The sequence below is a fragment of the Geobacillus sp. CX412 genome (assembly GCF_027942335.1).
GTDB classification, from domain to species: Bacteria; Bacillota; Bacilli; order Bacillales; family Anoxybacillaceae; genus Parageobacillus_B; species Parageobacillus_B toebii.
This window is the reverse complement of sequence record NZ_CP103461.1, coordinates 1,173,608-1,189,528: the sequence shown is the minus strand read 5'-3', so window position 1 is coordinate 1,189,528 and position 15,921 is coordinate 1,173,608. Positions and strand designations below refer to the sequence as shown.

20 protein-coding genes are annotated in these 15,921 nt (G+C 41.0%); 7 read left to right on the top strand and 13 right to left on the bottom strand.

Translation table 11 applies throughout. From position 1 onward, the window contains the following. Positions 1 to 35: 35 nt before the first annotated feature. Entirely contained in the window at positions 36 to 782 is a 747-nt protein-coding gene (locus tag NXM86_RS06240; RefSeq protein ID WP_498958756.1) for a HAMP domain-containing protein, read from the bottom strand. A gap of 146 nt (positions 783 to 928) precedes the next feature. Between NXM86_RS06240 and NXM86_RS06235 the strand changes: the two genes are divergently transcribed. Then, a complete protein-coding gene (locus NXM86_RS06235; protein WP_089097833.1) occupies positions 929 to 1,396 on the top strand; it encodes an Hsp20/alpha crystallin family protein in 468 nt (155 codons plus the stop codon). Between the two features lie 41 nt (positions 1,397 to 1,437). On the opposite strand, the gene NXM86_RS06230 is transcribed toward NXM86_RS06235, so the two are convergent. Then, positions 1,438 to 1,581: a hypothetical protein gene (locus tag NXM86_RS06230; RefSeq protein ID WP_162839695.1), complete on the bottom strand. Its 144-nt coding sequence runs from the start codon at positions 1,579 to 1,581 to the stop codon at positions 1,438 to 1,440. A gap of 127 nt (positions 1,582 to 1,708) precedes the next feature. Between NXM86_RS06230 and NXM86_RS06225 the strand changes: the two genes are divergently transcribed. Further along, complete coding sequence (locus NXM86_RS06225; RefSeq protein WP_081189452.1) at positions 1,709 to 1,897, top strand: hypothetical protein; 189 nt, start codon at positions 1,709 to 1,711, stop codon at positions 1,895 to 1,897. Further along, positions 1,897 to 2,151: a sigma-G-dependent sporulation-specific acid-soluble spore protein CsgA gene (locus NXM86_RS06220; RefSeq protein ID WP_089097834.1), complete on the top strand. Its 255-nt coding sequence runs from the start codon at positions 1,897 to 1,899 to the stop codon at positions 2,149 to 2,151. Before NXM86_RS06225 ends, NXM86_RS06220 begins: the two co-directional genes overlap by 1 nt. Positions 2,152 to 2,186: 35 nt before the next feature. Here NXM86_RS06220 and NXM86_RS06215 read toward each other — a convergent pair whose 3' ends face one another. Continuing rightward, on the bottom strand, positions 2,187 to 2,525 hold the full coding sequence (locus tag NXM86_RS06215) for a YppG family protein (RefSeq protein ID WP_089097835.1): 339 nt from the start codon (positions 2,523 to 2,525) through the stop codon (positions 2,187 to 2,189). Positions 2,526 to 2,696: 171 nt separating this feature from the next. Between NXM86_RS06215 and NXM86_RS06210 the strand changes: the two genes are divergently transcribed. Both NXM86_RS06210 and NXM86_RS06205 read left to right on the top strand, forming a co-directional pair. Further along, positions 2,697 to 2,897, top strand: coding sequence for a YppF family protein (locus tag NXM86_RS06210; RefSeq protein ID WP_062752685.1), 201 nt, complete (start codon positions 2,697 to 2,699; stop codon positions 2,895 to 2,897). A gap of 82 nt (positions 2,898 to 2,979) precedes the next feature. Next, the gene (locus NXM86_RS06205) at positions 2,980 to 3,150 is read left to right on the top strand and encodes a hypothetical protein (protein ID WP_162839696.1); all 171 of its coding nucleotides are present in this window, start codon (positions 2,980 to 2,982) and stop codon (positions 3,148 to 3,150) included. Positions 3,151 to 3,193: 43 nt separating this feature from the next. On the opposite strand, the gene NXM86_RS06200 is transcribed toward NXM86_RS06205, so the two are convergent. Further along, on the bottom strand, positions 3,194 to 3,562 hold the full coding sequence (locus NXM86_RS06200) for a YppE family protein (RefSeq protein WP_062752686.1): 369 nt from the start codon (positions 3,560 to 3,562) through the stop codon (positions 3,194 to 3,196). Positions 3,563 to 3,624: 62 nt separating this feature from the next. Continuing rightward, on the bottom strand, positions 3,625 to 3,873 hold the full coding sequence (locus NXM86_RS06195; RefSeq protein WP_015864240.1) for a hypothetical protein: 249 nt from the start codon (positions 3,871 to 3,873) through the stop codon (positions 3,625 to 3,627). Between the two features lie 259 nt (positions 3,874 to 4,132). Between NXM86_RS06195 and recU the strand changes: the two genes are divergently transcribed. Both recU and NXM86_RS06185 read left to right on the top strand, forming a co-directional pair. Beyond that, a complete protein-coding gene (gene recU, locus NXM86_RS06190) occupies positions 4,133 to 4,738 on the top strand; it encodes a Holliday junction resolvase RecU (protein WP_081189457.1) in 606 nt (201 codons plus the stop codon). Between the two features lie 36 nt (positions 4,739 to 4,774). Continuing rightward, a complete protein-coding gene (locus NXM86_RS06185) occupies positions 4,775 to 7,513 on the top strand; it encodes a PBP1A family penicillin-binding protein (protein WP_062678510.1) in 2,739 nt (912 codons plus the stop codon). A gap of 26 nt (positions 7,514 to 7,539) precedes the next feature. On the opposite strand, the gene NXM86_RS06180 is transcribed toward NXM86_RS06185, so the two are convergent. The 8 genes from NXM86_RS06180 to dinG form a co-directional block, all read right to left on the bottom strand. Beyond that, positions 7,540 to 8,046 (bottom strand): YpoC family protein, encoded by a 507-nt coding sequence (locus NXM86_RS06180; RefSeq protein WP_309218289.1) that lies wholly within the window; start codon positions 8,044 to 8,046, stop codon positions 7,540 to 7,542. Further along, positions 8,027 to 8,698, bottom strand: coding sequence for an endonuclease III (gene nth / locus NXM86_RS06175; RefSeq protein WP_062752690.1), 672 nt, complete (start codon positions 8,696 to 8,698; stop codon positions 8,027 to 8,029). Before nth ends, NXM86_RS06180 begins: the two co-directional genes overlap by 20 nt. 51 nt (positions 8,699 to 8,749) lie before the next feature. Beyond that, positions 8,750 to 9,457: a DnaD domain protein gene (locus tag NXM86_RS06170; protein ID WP_171698696.1), complete on the bottom strand. Its 708-nt coding sequence runs from the start codon at positions 9,455 to 9,457 to the stop codon at positions 8,750 to 8,752. A gap of 66 nt (positions 9,458 to 9,523) precedes the next feature. Further along, positions 9,524 to 10,816: an asparagine--tRNA ligase gene (gene asnS, locus NXM86_RS06165; protein ID WP_062753186.1), complete on the bottom strand. Its 1,293-nt coding sequence runs from the start codon at positions 10,814 to 10,816 to the stop codon at positions 9,524 to 9,526. 145 nt (positions 10,817 to 10,961) lie between these two features. After that, positions 10,962 to 12,152 carry a pyridoxal phosphate-dependent aminotransferase gene (locus NXM86_RS06160; protein WP_062752694.1) on the bottom strand — a complete coding sequence of 397 codons (1,191 nt, stop codon included), beginning with the start codon at positions 12,150 to 12,152 and terminating at the stop codon, positions 10,962 to 10,964. Positions 12,153 to 12,173: 21 nt separating this feature from the next. Continuing rightward, positions 12,174 to 12,650, bottom strand: a complete 477-nt coding sequence (locus tag NXM86_RS06155) for a cell wall elongation regulator TseB-like domain-containing protein (RefSeq protein WP_062753188.1) — start codon at positions 12,648 to 12,650, stop codon at positions 12,174 to 12,176. 12 nt (positions 12,651 to 12,662) lie between these two features. Then, entirely contained in the window at positions 12,663 to 12,833 is a 171-nt protein-coding gene (locus NXM86_RS06150) for a YpmA family protein (RefSeq protein ID WP_073967870.1), read from the bottom strand. 271 nt (positions 12,834 to 13,104) lie between these two features. Further along, on the bottom strand, positions 13,105 to 15,870 hold the full coding sequence (dinG, locus tag NXM86_RS06145; protein WP_498958752.1) for an ATP-dependent DNA helicase DinG: 2,766 nt from the start codon (positions 15,868 to 15,870) through the stop codon (positions 13,105 to 13,107). Positions 15,871 to 15,921 lie beyond the last annotated feature (51 nt).

Below are 15,921 nucleotides of genomic sequence, written 5' to 3'. Positions count from 1 at the left end.
CCGAATTCGCGCCGCTTTACTCGATAAATCATTGATCACAAATTGAAAAATTGTTTTTGTTGATCAAACAATCGCTCGATCTCGTCCATCATCTTATTGAACATCATCATTAGTTCCGACATTTCATCATTAGAAGCTGGAACGTCGATGCGCTTTTTCATCCCTTTATTTTTAATATCCATCATTGTTTTTGTTAACGTTTTTAGACGTCCAACAAAATTTTGGGCAACAAGCCTGCCGATGAAAGCGCTCATGATCATTGCCACGACCCCAATGACAGTCATGATGAAAAACAGTATATTCATCATTTGTTGAAATTTCACAAGACGGCGTGCAATTTCAATCGTTCCATTCAAGGTCGAAGTATGTAAAGGCTCCCGTAAAATAATGAAACGTTCATCGTTTACAAAATGATAATCCATTTGCAACTCTTTTGGAGCACCGCTTGGCGATAAGGAAATGGAAGCGCCGTTAGAAACAGAGACAACAACGTTTCCTTTACGATCAAGCACCCGAATCAATTGATATTTTTCGTTTAATTCTTCGAGCAGCTGTTTGCTTTGACGAATATCCTTCCATGATAGAATACGTTTTTCCGCATAATAAGTTTCAATTTCTTCAACCGTTTTTTTCATCGCTTTTTCTTCTTCGTTTAACAACCATTGCTTCACCACATGATATTGCAAAAACGTGAAAACAAAATAAGTAATAAAAATGGCGATTGCAGAAAGAAAAGTAAGCTTCCATTTTAATGAGACGTTTTCCGATCGAAAAAGTTTCATGACCGCATCACATATCCAGCGCCTCGTACTGTTTGGATATAACGTTCTTTGTCGGTTTCATCAAGTAAAAATAAGAGTGACTTTTTTCCATTACTGCACATACATTTAAACTAAGGAATGCCATGCGAAAGGAGGGCTATGGGGGAATGAGCGATCATTTTCAGCCGCCGATGAAAAAAGAGGGAAATAGTAACCCGCTCCAACATTTATGGGAAATGGTCGACCAATTTTTTGATGAACGACCGTTAAAAAAAATGATGGAAACGCTCGATGAATACTTCCAGAAAACGCTTTCCCACACCTATATTCCAATTGATGTTCGCGAAACGAAAGATGAATATACGATTATCGCTCATCTTCCTAATGTAAAACGAAACCAAATTCAGTTGGAATTTATCGATAATCATTTACAGCTTATCATCCAAAATAATGAAATGATCGAATCAATAGACGAACAAAGTCATTTTTATCAACAACGACGAATGCATCAACATATTGCTCGCGTAATCCCATTGCCTTACGCAGTAAGTGAAAAAGAAGTAAAGGCGTCATGGAAAAACGGCAAACTGATCATCCGGCTGCCGCAAAAGCGAAAATATATCGATATCGAATAAGAAAAAGGGCATGTCCAAAACATGGGCAGCCCTTTCTTATATTATGAATTTTTATGTGATTTACTTCCGTATTTATTATTGATTTCAGGAGTCGGGTCTTTTTGAATATCCCATTCTTTCGCGATTTTTTCACGATTGTTTGGATATTTGTTTTTTCGTTCGCGATTGTCATTGCGATTTGTCACATCCAGTCACCTCCATAAAAACGGATCTGTCTTCGTTAGTTTATGCTGTTTCCTATTTTATTAACCGCTATGCATCATACATACTTTTGTCACGGTTAACTCACTCTACTTATAGGAGGTGCGGATGATGAAAAAGTCATTGCCTGATTTTGATCGATTAACCGACCGGCTCATTAATGAACCATCTGATGAACCGATGGTAGTCATAAAAACGAATCTGGATCCGAAGCAAGTTACCGAAGAAAACCCGTACACACATGGAAAACAAACCGTCAGCAAAACATTTGAAATGTTTTTTAAAGGGGAGGAAACGTAATGGAAAAGACGCTTGCTTATTTGCGGGAAATTTTATCGAACTATACAGAATACCATGATGACACCCCACGCCGCATTTATAGAAAACTGCTCAGCAAACCATACAAAAGTGAAAGCGAATTCGTCCGCGACCTGTCGCAAAAAGAAGCCGCTTTTTTAGACCGCATTTTGCCTCATGAAATTCGCTACGCGATGGATGAGCGCGATTTTGAGCGAGTATATCAATTAAATGAAGTGTATGAGCTGCTCATTTAAAAAGCAAACTCCTCCACGAACGTCCGCGGAGGAGTTTACTTTTTAAATGTGTTAATTAATCCTTTAAGCACCCCGTTTACTTGATTAACGGTATTAATCATTTGCCCCATGGTGTTCATCATTTTATTAATATCATATGTGCCATCGGATTTTTTAAACTGTGCCATTAACGACTGAATACCAGGTGATGGCGGTGTTAACAAAGGATCAGGTTTTGGGTATGGCGCAGGGTACGGAGACACAGCGGTATGTTGTTGATGCCCGATCGGCAAATAGCTAGGAAACGGCGGGGCATATTGATATGGATGCCACGCATGGTGATATGGCGCATAAGGAGAAAATGGCGTGGATAAAGGACGTGGATATCGATACATACATCTACTCCCCCCAATTTCTAGGCTGACATAGTATATGTGCAAAAACAGATGAACGTGAGGATGGACATGTCATGAATTGTCGGAAGTTTTAATTTTCCGAATTTAAAAAAATCCCATCTTCTTATGGTACTATTATTTATATATAAAAGGGGGAAGGGGGAAAGCAGGATGAACATGGCGGAATTAAAAAACAAATTTATCGCAGTAAAAGACTATGAACCGACTGATATGAATGAGTTGCTTTGTTTTGCGCGCCAAATGTATTTGCGCGGAGAGATCACGATTGCACAGTACCGCGATCTTGTTCGTGAATTGGAACTTGCTGGTGCTTATAAACCAGATAATAAAAACGAATATATCGGCTTATAAATCCTGAGAGGGTTGCTTTTCCCTTTCTTTTTTTGTATACTTCTCTTTTTTTTGCCAAAGTAATAACAAGGGGGTGTTTGCAATGGGTAGAGGCGTCCATTTTCAACATAAGCTAAAAGGCCATGACCATGAGAAACCGAAGCATGGAAACAATGTTTCGCCAAAAGCGACAGAGCGCGTCGAATATGAAATTGGAACCGTCGCAACAGAAAACAGCGGTCCTGTTTCTGTAAAGGTGAAAAAAGATTTATAATAAAAAAGCTGTCTTCTTTTACATCGAAGACAGCTTCCGTCTATCATTGCTGAACGCTCTCTTCTAAGCATTCTTCGATAAGCAACAACGTATATTCAATCGATCGGCAAAATTGCTTGATGCGCCGATGTGGGACCGATGGATAAAATGCTTCCACACATATTTTTTCGATATTTTCTCCTGCCGTTTCAATTTGTACTTCGTAAATATGCTTTGGTCGTACTTTTTTCACCCATAAAAGCGCCATTTGTTTCCATTCGTCTACTACTTGTTTTACTTGATCAGCAAATGGCTTTACCTCTTCAAAAAAATCCGGTTCCTTTTGTTGCTCTTGAGCTTGCTGAGAAATGTATAGCAATTGCTTATTGTAGTCCAATAACTTTTCTGTCAACACTTTTAACTGCTTTTCCATGGCGATTTCCCTCCAAGCGTCCTTTTTTACTATACCATACCTTTTACGCTGAAGGGAAAAACTTAAACAAAGTAAAGCTTTGAAGCAAATGGAAGTGATGGATCCTCTCCTTCCGCAAAATCATCTAATTGCTCTTCGACATTCGCCAATTGTTGCTCTAATCGCTCAAACTGTGTTTGGTTTTGTTCATAACGCTCCTCAATGATATCTTCGATCACTTTTTCCATTTTGGCGTCTACTTGCTGTATTAATTGGAAAATTTCATATAGTTGTTTTTCCACTTCCTCTTTTTTGGCCCACCGCTGATCCACTGTTATCTCCTCCCATCTTCATGATGATAATCAATTCGCGATAAAACCTTGACTCCCTTCCTATATGACAAAACTAGAACTATTTCGGCAAAGAAAGTGTCCGCAATCATTACTTCGAACAATTTCGACATATGTAAAATACGGTCAAGAAAAAAAATTGTCTGCGTAATCATGTATGTGAAAGGATGAATTGAGATGCTTATTGCACCCGTTTCTCGATTTCCTATGGTATAATAGAAAACATTCAAAGGAGATGAAGATTATGTTTAAATATCCTGGAGGCAAAACGTATGAAACAAAACAAATAAACAAGCCGATTCATCCATTTCAGACAAACTACGGAAATCGGGGAATGACGCTAGAAGAAGATTTGAATGCAACAAACGAATATTACCGCGAACACGGGATTGCCGTCATTTATAAAAAACCGACGCCGGTGCAAATCGTTCGTGTCGACTACCCAAAACGAAGTGCCGCAGTCATTAAAGAAGCATATTTTAAACAAGCATCCACCACTGACTACAACGGTGTATATCGTGGGAAATACATTGATTTTGAAGCAAAAGAAACGAAAAATAAAACATCGTTTCCATTAAAAAATTTCCATGAACACCAAATTCATCATATGCAACAAGTATTGCGGCACGGGGGAATTTGTTTTGTCATTTTGCGTTTTACTACACTGAATGAAGTTTATCTTCTTGATGCGAACCATTTGATTATGTTTTGGGAACAACAACGATCAGGAGGAAGAAAATCCATCCCGAAACGAGAAATCGAACGGTACGGCCATTACATTGCACTTGGCTACCAACCGAGAATTGATTATATTAGTGTAGTAGAAAAAGTCTACTTTTCTCATTAACAGATGTAAATTTCATAAGAAAGGCAGGATTCGCTTATGTCTGGTGAATATCGTTCTCGTGTGGAACGAAAACAAGCATCCAAGCGAGCAAAGCAAAAGAAAGCGAAAAAACAAAAAGGTACATCACTCTTTAAAAAATTAACGGTTGCTGTCTTATTGTTCATGATGATAGGAATGGTGGGGGGGATTGCTACATTTGCCTATTTCATTAAAGATGCGCCGCCGTTTGATGAAGCAAAAATTAAAGACCCTTTATCGTCCACTGTTTATGACATGAATGGCCGTAAAGTGGCGGAGCTCGGCGGTTACAAACGAACCTATATTTCTTATAAAGATATTCCAAAAGTGTTAGAAAACGCTGTTTTGGCGACAGAAGACGTTCGCTTTTACAAGCATCACGGCGTGGATTTTATCCGGCTTGCCGGCGCTGTTGTTGCTAACATAAAAGAAGGGTTCGGGGCCGAAGGCGGAAGCACGATCACTCAGCAAGTCGCCAAACTTACTTTCTTATCACAGGAAAAAACGTTAAAACGAAAAGCGCAAGAATTATGGCTTTCCCTTCGTTTGGAACAAAAGTATTCGAAACAGGAAATTTTAGAAATGTATTTAAATAAAGTTTATTACTCAGACAGCATTTATGGCGTGGCTAGAGCCGCGGAATATTATTTTGGAAAGACGGATTTAAAAGACTTGACGCTTCCTGAAGCGGCTTTGCTTGCGGGAATGCCGCAAAGCCCAAACAACTACAACCCATATGACCATCCGGAAGCTGCGAAAAAGCGCCGGGATCTTGTGTTATCGCTAATGGCAAAACATGGCTTTATCACAAAAGAGGAAGCGGAAAAAGCAAAGCAAGTACCGATCAAATCGATGCTGGTTGAACGAAAAAAACATGATAACTCTATTCCGTATGACTCGTTTATCGATGAAGTTATTAAAGAAGTTACCGATCAAGCGAATGTTAACGTGTTTGAAGACGGATTAAAAATTTATACAACGCTAGACCAAGATGCGCAAAAACATGTGGAGGATTTATTAAATTCCGATACGTTGTTTACAGATAAAAAAGACTTGCAGTCGGCAATCGCGCTAGTTGATACAAAAACAGGCGAAATTCGCGCGCTTGGCGGCGGACGCCATCGCGAAAAGGTAACGTTTGGGTTTAACTATGCGATTCAACCAGTCGGTCAGCCTGGATCATCCATTAAGCCAATTTTAGATTACGGTCCGGCAATTGAATACTTAAAATGGTCGACTGCCCATCAAATCGTCGATGAACCATACTCTTACTCTAACGGAAAGCCGATACGAAATGCTGATAGAAAATATTTAGGTCCGATGACCATACGCTATGCTTTGGCAAAATCCCGCAACATTCCAGCGTTAAAAGCGCTTCAAGCTGTTGGAAAAGAGCGTGCAAAAGAATTTGCTAACAGACTCGGCATGGGATTGGACGAAGTGCATGAAGCGTATGCGATCGGCGGATTGGAAAACCGTGTTTCTCCATTGCAAATGGCTGGAGCTTATAGTGCTTTTGGCAATAATGGGGTATATATTAAGCCGCACGCTGTCACGAAAATCGTCTTTCCGGACGGCACAGAGATGAACTTAAAACCAAAACCGAAAAAAGTGATGAAAGATTATACAGCGTACATGATTACAGATATGTTAAAATCGGTTGTCCAATACGGAACGGGTACGCTTGCGAACGTTCCAGGGCTTCATGTTGCCGGCAAAACGGGAACGACGAACTATCCTAGCGAAGTGGCGAGAAAATACGGTCTATCTGAACGCGCCGTACCGGACAGCTGGTTTGTCGGCTATACACCAAACTATACGGCAGCGGTTTGGACCGGATTCAGCAAACGCAGCAGCACCGCTGATTTATCACAATATGAGCAGAAGATTTCACGCCTTTTATTTAAACAGGTCATTTCCTACGTAGATGATGGCGGCAGCGATTTTAAAATGCCGAATAGCGTTGTAAAACTGCCGATTAAAAAAGGCACTAATCCGCCAAAACTAGCAAGCAAATATACGCCAGAAAGCGAAATTAGTTACGAATGTTTCGTCAGAGGAACGGAACCGACAGAAACAGCGAAAGACGAACCGGAAACATTGCCATCAGTAACGAATTTGCAAGCGGCGTATAACGCGGAAACAAACTCCATTTCTGTTTCATGGAACTATAGCAACGACAACGCCATCTTTGAAGTTCGTATAAAAAATGACAAAGGCGAGCAAAATGTCGTTACGACAAGAGAAAAAGCGATTACTGTCAATAATCCAACACCAGGCACTTACACATTCGCCGTTTACGCAAAAGATGGAAAAATCCAAAGCAGACCAGCATTGACTAGCGTACGAGTGCCAGGGGAAGAACAAAACCAACAAGGAGAGGAAAATCAAGATCAAACTTCTCCTTCTGATCAAACAAATCAAGGTGAAAATATCGAACAACAACCAAATGAAAATAATAATAATGGAACTAACGAGGACAGCAATAACAATGATAATAGCAATAATAATGGCAATTCTGATGGCACTACTTCCCCGACGCCGCCATCTACCAATCCGACAACTCCTCCGCCGCAAAATAATAACAACAATGGCGGAGGAAACAATGGAAATACCCCGCCTAACAACGGGGGAAATAACGGCAATACCCCTCCTAATGGGGCAAATAATGGTAATACTCATAATACCCAGCATAACAACGCTATTGGAACCAATCCTTATCGTTCCAATGTCATAAAACAAGAAAGTGAAAATTAAAAAACAATAACAAAAGGATGTCTCGCCTATCGAGACATCCTTTTGTTTATTGCCATTTGTTTGTACGCTAATTTTGCCGTTTCCTCAAATAATTCGCTCAACTGAATAAATGAATGATATATATCACAACGGTCAAAAACAAATTGAAGTCGTTCTGGACAATTTACCGGCTTCAGCGGCAGCGCACGTATTTCTTCTTGCCAATGACGCACGTTTTTTACTCGCCTTCCATTTAGCCAAAATAAACAAGAAAGCAAATAAGAAAGCCCGCGAATCATTGGGGCGCGAGCAGAACGCCGGTCGCGCTTGGCAAAACAGCCCTCTAACATTTCTTTCTCCTCATTCCACAACTGAAGCACTGCAGGAATCGATTGTTCGATATTGCTCCAAGGAAACGGTTCGCGTTCGATCATATCATAATAAAAATAAACGATTTTCATCATATGCGGAAAAGGCTTCTCATCTTTTATTTTCATGACTTCTCCTTCACGAAAAAACAATGGATGCACAAACTCATTTGGTATGCGCATCATTTGTCCCCCTTTTGCGCATTCGCTTTTTTCCTTCCCGGCATAAATCAAGAAGCGGACAAACGTGACATTGCGGAGACTGTGCTTTACAATGATAACGGCCAAAAAAAATCATGCGATGATGTGTAATGGACCATTCTTCTTTTGGGATTTTTTTCATTAATGTTTTCTCGACTTCTAACACAGAATCATTCCACCGGCAAAAACCGAGCCGTTTGCTGACGCGCTCAACATGCGTATCCACGGCAATGGCTGGTATGCCAAAGGCGACAGAAACAACCACATTCGCCGTTTTCCGTCCAACTCCCGGTAATTTCATTAGCTCATCGCGATCTTTCGGCACTTCTCCATTATATTTTTCCATTAATATCGCGCATAATTTTTGAATATTTTTCGCTTTGTTGCGATAAAGACCAATCGAGCGAATATCTTGCTGCAATTCTTCAAGAGGGACAGATACATAGTCTTCTGGAGTTTTGTATTTTTCAAATAAATGTTTTGTTACTTTATTGACTAATGCGTCCGTACATTGGGCGGATAAGACGACAGCAATTAATAACTCAAACGGATTGCGGTGCACTAACTCACAATGTGCGTCGGGAAACATTTCTCCCATTTTATCCAAGCAATAGCGAATTTGTTGTTTCGTAAGCATCAAACCCTCTCCTTTCTCCTTGCAAAGAAAAACGAGAGACAATGCCCTCGCTTATGAATCCAGCCAATTAAAAAATGGGATCGTTTGTTTATATTCATTTTGCACAGGACGAATCGACTTCGTTGATTGCTGATGTTTTCGGAATTTTCTTCCGTAATTTTGCGCCTGCTCGATCGTGCGAATTCCGTTCTTTTTCCATTCAAATAAAATACGATCAATATAGCGGAAATTCAATTTTCCTGATAACACCGCTTCACGAAGCGCTGCTTTAATGATGAGCGGACTATGCCCGTCCTGGTCAATCCACATCGATAATGTTTCACATTCAAACGGAGAGAGAGGACGGCCAAATTCTTGTTCAAACACCGTATACAAACTTTCCTCTTCCTCTTGCCGCTCTTGTTTTTCTTCTTTAAGCGACTCGGCGTATAAATAATGAACAAGCTTTTCCCAAAGCGGCTGCAGCGAATATTTTTCACTGCGAATCTCCCGCTCATCCATATGCTCTTCAATCGAAATAAACCCTTTTTGCAGCAATTTACGAAGCATTTCCATGCACTCGGAAGGAGTGACCGTCATTTTTTCGGCTAACTCAGCTGGAGTAGGAAATAAAATTCCTTCTTCGATAAAGGAATGCATATGTAATAATAGCACGAATTCTGTTTCAGACAAACCGAGATGTTTATAGTGACTCAACAATAATTTTGGAATGGCAAAACTTCCTTGCGACAGCCATTCGGCCATTTTCTTTTTATCCATACGGATGCACCTCAACTATAGTATAACATAACGGGATAAAAAAACCCCCTTTTTCGGGGGATTTCCTTACGGATAAAGACGATTGAGCAAACGTGGAAACGGAATCGTTTCGCGAACATGATCGACGCCGCAAATCCAAGCAATGGTACGCTCTAGACCAAGTCCAAATCCAGAGTGAGGCACGGAACCGTATTGCCGTAATTCTAAGTACCATTTATACGCATCAAGCGGCAAATGATGTTCTTCTAAGCGTTGCTTTAATAGTTCATAGTCATGAATGCGCTCTGAGCCGCCAATAATTTCACCGTAGCCTTCTGGCGCAATTAAATCCGCACACAACACGACTTCCGGACGATTTGGGTCCGGCTGCATATAAAATGGTTTTAATGTGGTTGGATAATGCGTAATAAATACAGGTTTATCAAAGCTTTCGGCAATCGCTGTTTCATGAGGTGCGCCAAAATCGTCACCCCACTGAATGTCGTTAAACCCTTTATCATGCAAAAGCTGGATCGCCTCATCGTATGTAATGCGCGGGAATGGCGGTTTTACAAGCTCGAGCTTCGTCGTGTCACGTCCTAATGTTTTTAACTCTAGTTGGCAATTTTTCAATACAGATTGAACGATATGCGAAACGTATTCCTCTTGAAGTTTTAAGTTATCTTCGAATTCGTAAAATGCCATTTCTGGTTCAATCATCCAAAATTCAATTAAATGGCGGCGCGTTTTGGATTTTTCGGCACGAAATGTCGGGCCGAACGAAAATACTTTACCGAGCGCCATTGCCGCTGCTTCCATGTATAGTTGGCCGCTTTGTGACAAATAGGCGTCCTCATCAAAATATTTCGTATGAAATAATTCCGTCGTTCCTTCCGGCGCACTGCCAGTCAAAATTGGCGGATCGACTTTCACAAAGCCATGATTGTTGAAAAATTCATATGTTGCGCGAATCACTTCATTACGAATTTTCATAATCGCGTGCTGACGGCGCGACCGAAGCCAAAGATGGCGATGGTCCATTAAAAACTCTACGCCGTGTTCTTTCGGAGTAATCGGATAATCAACCGCTTCATGGATAATTTCTAAGTTTGTTACGGAAAGTTCATAACCGAATGGAGAACGTTCATCGACACGCACCGTTCCTGTGACGTATAACGATGTTTCTTGCGTGATGGATTTGGCAATCTTAAAAACGTCTTCTGCTACTTTTGATTTTTCGACAACTCCCTGAATAAAGCCTGTCCCATCACGTAGTTGCAAAAAGGCTATTTTTCCGCTAGAACGCTTGTTGGCAAGCCAAGCGCCAATGGTTACTTCTTGTCCTACGTAATTTTTTACCTCTGCAATCGTTGTTTTCACGTACATTTTCCCTCCAACATCTGTTCCAACACAATGTATGTACAATCATTCAATATTATACATTTCGACAAAAAGAGAAGCAATAGAAAAGGAACTCCGCCTCATTAGGAAAGCGGCTCTGCCAATAAGCAAAGCCGCTTTTTGATCATGAGCGCTGAAGTTTTTGTTCCATAAACTGTTTGATGCGTTCCACCGCTTTTTCCAATACATCGAGCGAAGTGGCATAAGACAAACGAACATTGTCTGGCGCGCCAAATCCAGATCCTGGTACAAGCGCAACGTTTGCCTCTTCCAACAGTGCTTCAACCAATTGGTCCACCGTATCATAACCAGCCATTTGCGCCGCTTCACGAGCGTTCGGGAACAAATAAAACGCCCCTTGTGGTTTCACACAAGTAAACCCTGGAATTTGAATCAGTTTTTCGTAAATAATATTTAATCGTTCTTCAAACGCTTTGCGCATTTCTTCCATCGGCTCTTGTGGGCCGCTGTACGCGGCAATGGCCGCATATTGCGCAATCGAGGTCGGGTTGGATGTGCTATGGCTGGCAAGATTGGTCATCGCCTTGATAATTTCTTTATTTCCCGCCGCATATCCAATCCGCCATCCCGTCATTGAATGCGATTTGGACAAGCCATTAATGATGACGGTTTGCGCTTTTAACTCCGGCGACAATTGCGCGATCGATACGTGTCTCGCGTTTCCGTACACCAATTTCTCATAAATTTCATCGGAAACGACCAAAATGTCATGCTCTAAGCAAACTTCGCCAAGCGCTTTTAACTCCTCTTCCGTATAAATCATTCCTGTCGGATTGCTTGGCGAATTGATAATCACCGCTTTTGTCCGCTCCGTAATCGCCGCTTTTAACTGTTCTGGTGTGATTTTAAATTGATTTTCTTCCAGCCCCTCGACATAAACTGGCACACCGCCAGCAAGCTTCACTTGCTCTGGATAGCTAACCCAATATGGAGTCGGGATGATCACTTCATCCCCTTCGTCTAAAATAGCTTGAAACAATGTATACAACGCGTATTTTGCTCCAACACAAACAATAATTTCTGACGGCTCATAACGAAGCTGCTGATCTTTTTCGAACTTCTTAATAATTTCTTCCTTTAGAGCTGGCAGACCACCTGATGGCGTATATTTCGTATATCCTTCATTCATCGCCTTTACGGCTGCGTCAATAATATGCTGCGGCGTGTTAAAATCCGGCTCGCCCGCGCCTAAGCCGATCACATCATAGCCTGCTGCTTTTAGTTCTTTTGCTTTTGCCGTAATTGCTAATGTCGCGGATGGCGTGAGTGAAGCAACCCTTTTTGAAAGTTTCATCGTTTCTTCCCCCTAATTGCGTCATTGTTGAAAGCTGTACCTCTTTAAAAATGTTCCGTCAGTAAAACTTAAGTAGTAAAACGAATAGCGATCATATTGATCAATATATGTCAACTCCCAAAGAGGTACGCCCTTTTCCATACCAAGCTTAGCGGAAATGAGCTTTTTCGGATGACGCTCCGCTTTTAATTTCGCGATCGCTTCCGATTCCGTAATACCGCTTTTCGCTCGTTTTATAACAATTTTCCCTTTCTTTTCTGGAACCCAAACAATATATTTTTTCCCTTGCTTATTCTTGCCGATAAACACAATATAAGTTTTTTCGCCATAGTATGTATAAGTGCGCTCAATCTGCGTGAAAGCAATTTTTTCTTTCGCTCGTTCTAACGCTTTTTCCTCCAATGACTGTTTCGGCATCAAAGCATCTTGATAAACGGATATCGCCTGCCAAACTCCAAGGCATAAAAAAATGAAAAGTAAAACGCCCCATTTTTTCATTTCCATCACATCTTACGTGCGATAAATAGTAAAAATAGCCTGCTTTTTATCATTTTCATCCAAAGCTAGTCCAAACATAAGATTGTCTCGTTTCAATGTTCGGTTCAGACAATCAACAATTTTATACAAGTCCTCGGAATGTTGGATTTTTACGGTAGCGAGCACTTCAATTTTACTTTCCATTTACGTTGTTTCCTCCTGTGTGACACAAATTTTGTTACTTATATGAATAAGGTACAACGGCAACAATACAAATACAACAACAATTTGACATGTTGTATTTCTTCACTAATTATAACAGGTTTGCCTGTTTATTTCATAAAAAATTGCCCACCTACACCATAATTTTAACAGGCGCCTTGCTTTTGCATTTATACGCATGCGGCAAGGCGCTTTTTTCAGTAATTGGATTAAAATAGCCTAGCTATAGATTACGCCATTTTCCGCTCATTTATCATAGCCATTTTTCAAGTTTTTGCAAAAGTTGATCAAGCGATGCTTCATAAATCGTAAGCGACGGTAACGAGTTTAAAAAGTATTTTCCATATGAAGCAGATGTAAGACGGCGATCAAAAACAAATACCGCCCCTTTATCCTTTTTCGTTCGAATTAGTCTTCCAAATCCTTGTTTAAAACGAAGCACAGCCTCCGGAAGAGACAACTCGTAAAAAGGATTTCCGCCTTTAGCGCGAATATACTCGCTTTTTGCTTCGATCAACGGGTCATCTGGAGGTGCAAATGGCAAGCGGACGATCACTACTACCGACAATTCGTCGCCAGGCAAATCTACACCTTCCCAAAAATTGCTTGTTCCAAACAAAATGGCTTGATCAAACTGTTGAAACGCTCTTGTCAGTTTTGTCGCACTCCCGCTTTGCACCCCTTGAGCAATCAATACATAGTCTTCATTCCGTTCCTCCATCTTCATCGCGGCTGCCGTCAATTTGAGCAATTCATATGACGTAAAGAGAACAAGCATTTTTCCTTTGATTCGTTCGGCAATTTGTGATACCCCTTCAGCAACTACGGCAGCATATTCTTCCAAAGATACAGAAGAAATCGGCGGAAAATCGCTTGGAATCATTAACATTGCCTGTTCTTTATACGAAAACGGAGACGGAATCGTTTGGCAAATCGGATAAAAATCGCTTAATCCAAAACGGGATATTATATATGCAAAGCTGCCATTCATCGTTAATGTTGCCGAGGTAAGCACAATACTTTTTTTCGGCATAAACAGCCGTTCGGCAAAAAATTCATCCAACTGAATGGGCTGTGAGTAAACAGCCGTTGCATTAGCTGCTCCTTTTTCTTCCGCTTCAATCCACCGGACCACCATTGGGTCATCGCTTTCGATTAAATCGTATAATGTATCAATGATTTGGTTCAAGGATGAAACGTCGGAAAAATAGGAATAGGGCTGGGCAGATATGGACGATTCCATGTTGTTTTCTGAAAAAAACGTTTGCAACTGTTTTGTTTCATCGACAAGGTTGGCAACATGGCCGCGGATGCGCCAAAGCAATTCTTTCATTGCGCTCCATTGGCGGCCGCTTTCTTTTTGTGGTTCAAATCGGTAGCGGCAGCGTCCAGATTCCGCTGATTTCCTTTCTAATGCATAACGGCGTATCATGCGAAACAGTTCATCACATTCAAACTGAAGCTCTTCTACAAGCTGCCCGCAGCGTAAAAAATGATTATCCGCATTCCAATGGCGCCCGGCAAATAATTTCATTAATTTTGCGAGCGAACCATTTTCATTCACTTTTCCAATTCTTGTTAGTATTAAACGAATCGAAACATAATCCACTTGCTGCCCAAAATAATGGGACGCTACCTCTTCTAAATGATGCGCTTCATCAATAATCATATGCTCATAATCAGGCAGAAGCGGAGTAGAAGCAGTAACATCATGCAATAAAAAAGCGTGATTCGTAATCACAATATGAGCTTCTTCCGCTCGCTGCTTCGCTCTCCAAAAGAAATTATATTTGCCGCCATTATCTTCCTCATCCATAACTAACAGCGGCCAAAATAAACGCGCGCCGGACGATGCATTCAATTCATCCATATCTCCCGTTTCCGTTTGCGTCAACCAAACAAGAAGCTGACATTTTAATAACACAACATCGTAATTTTGATGATGTTCCTGCAAAAAAGCGATGAACTTGTCCAATGAAAGATAATTGCGCTTTCCTTTCAGCACCGCTACGTGAAGCGGAAACGGAACGACCTCTTTTAAAAAAGGAATATCCCGTTCAAGAAGCTGCTGTTGCAACTGAAGCGTATGTGTACTAATCACAACACGTTTTTGCTGTTCATATGCAAAAAAAGCGCTTGGAATTAAATACGCCAGCGATTTGCCAATTCCTGTCCCCGCTTCGATTAAAGCGTGCTGAGACGTTTCGAGCGCCTCATAAACGAGCTTCATCATTTCCCATTGCCCATCTCGTCTTTCATAATGATCAAGCGGAAGCGTATGCGGGCCAGCAAAAAACGCGGCAAATGAGGCGTCTTTATGATGATCTTCCTCTTTTCTTTGCATCGAAACAGGTTTTTTCAGCGCAATGCCGCGGTAAAATATATACGACTTTTCATCCGCTAAAGACGCCATCTTTTCCATAATGATATTGTCTAACAATGGATATAAATCACTTTTAAGATAAGGAGACAATCTCTTTAGATGCTGCAATGTTATAAGCGGCAGTTGACGCAAACGGTTCAGTAACGCAATGAACAATTTAGCTGTCACTTCCGCATCGCTATCAGCTTGATGCGGCTGGTCATGGTCAATATGCAGCTGTTTTGCTAAATCTCCTAATTTATAGCTTTCGGCAGTCGGAAAGACAATGCGAGCAAGTTCGACCGTATCAATCGTTGGTCCTGAAAACGGGGGCAATCCTGCCATATGCAATTCTTCCTGCAAAAACTGCAAATCAAAAGAGACGTTATGAGCAACAAAATAAGACTGTTGCAACATGTCAGCCACTTTTGCAGCTTCCTCAGCAAAACTAGGTGCATCCGCGACCATTTGTTCAGTAATATTTGTTAATTGCTGAACAAATGGAGGAATGTCTCGTTCTGGATTAAAAAAACTAGAGAAACGATCAACAATTTGCCCGTTCTCAATGACCACCATGCCAAGCTGAATGATGCGGTCGCCTTTTTTCGGAACATTCCCCGTTGTTTCTAAATCAATAATGACAAAACGGTCTTTCATGTTGTCACCTCAAAATAAAAAGCGTAACGAAAGGGGGCTCCCTTTCGCTAT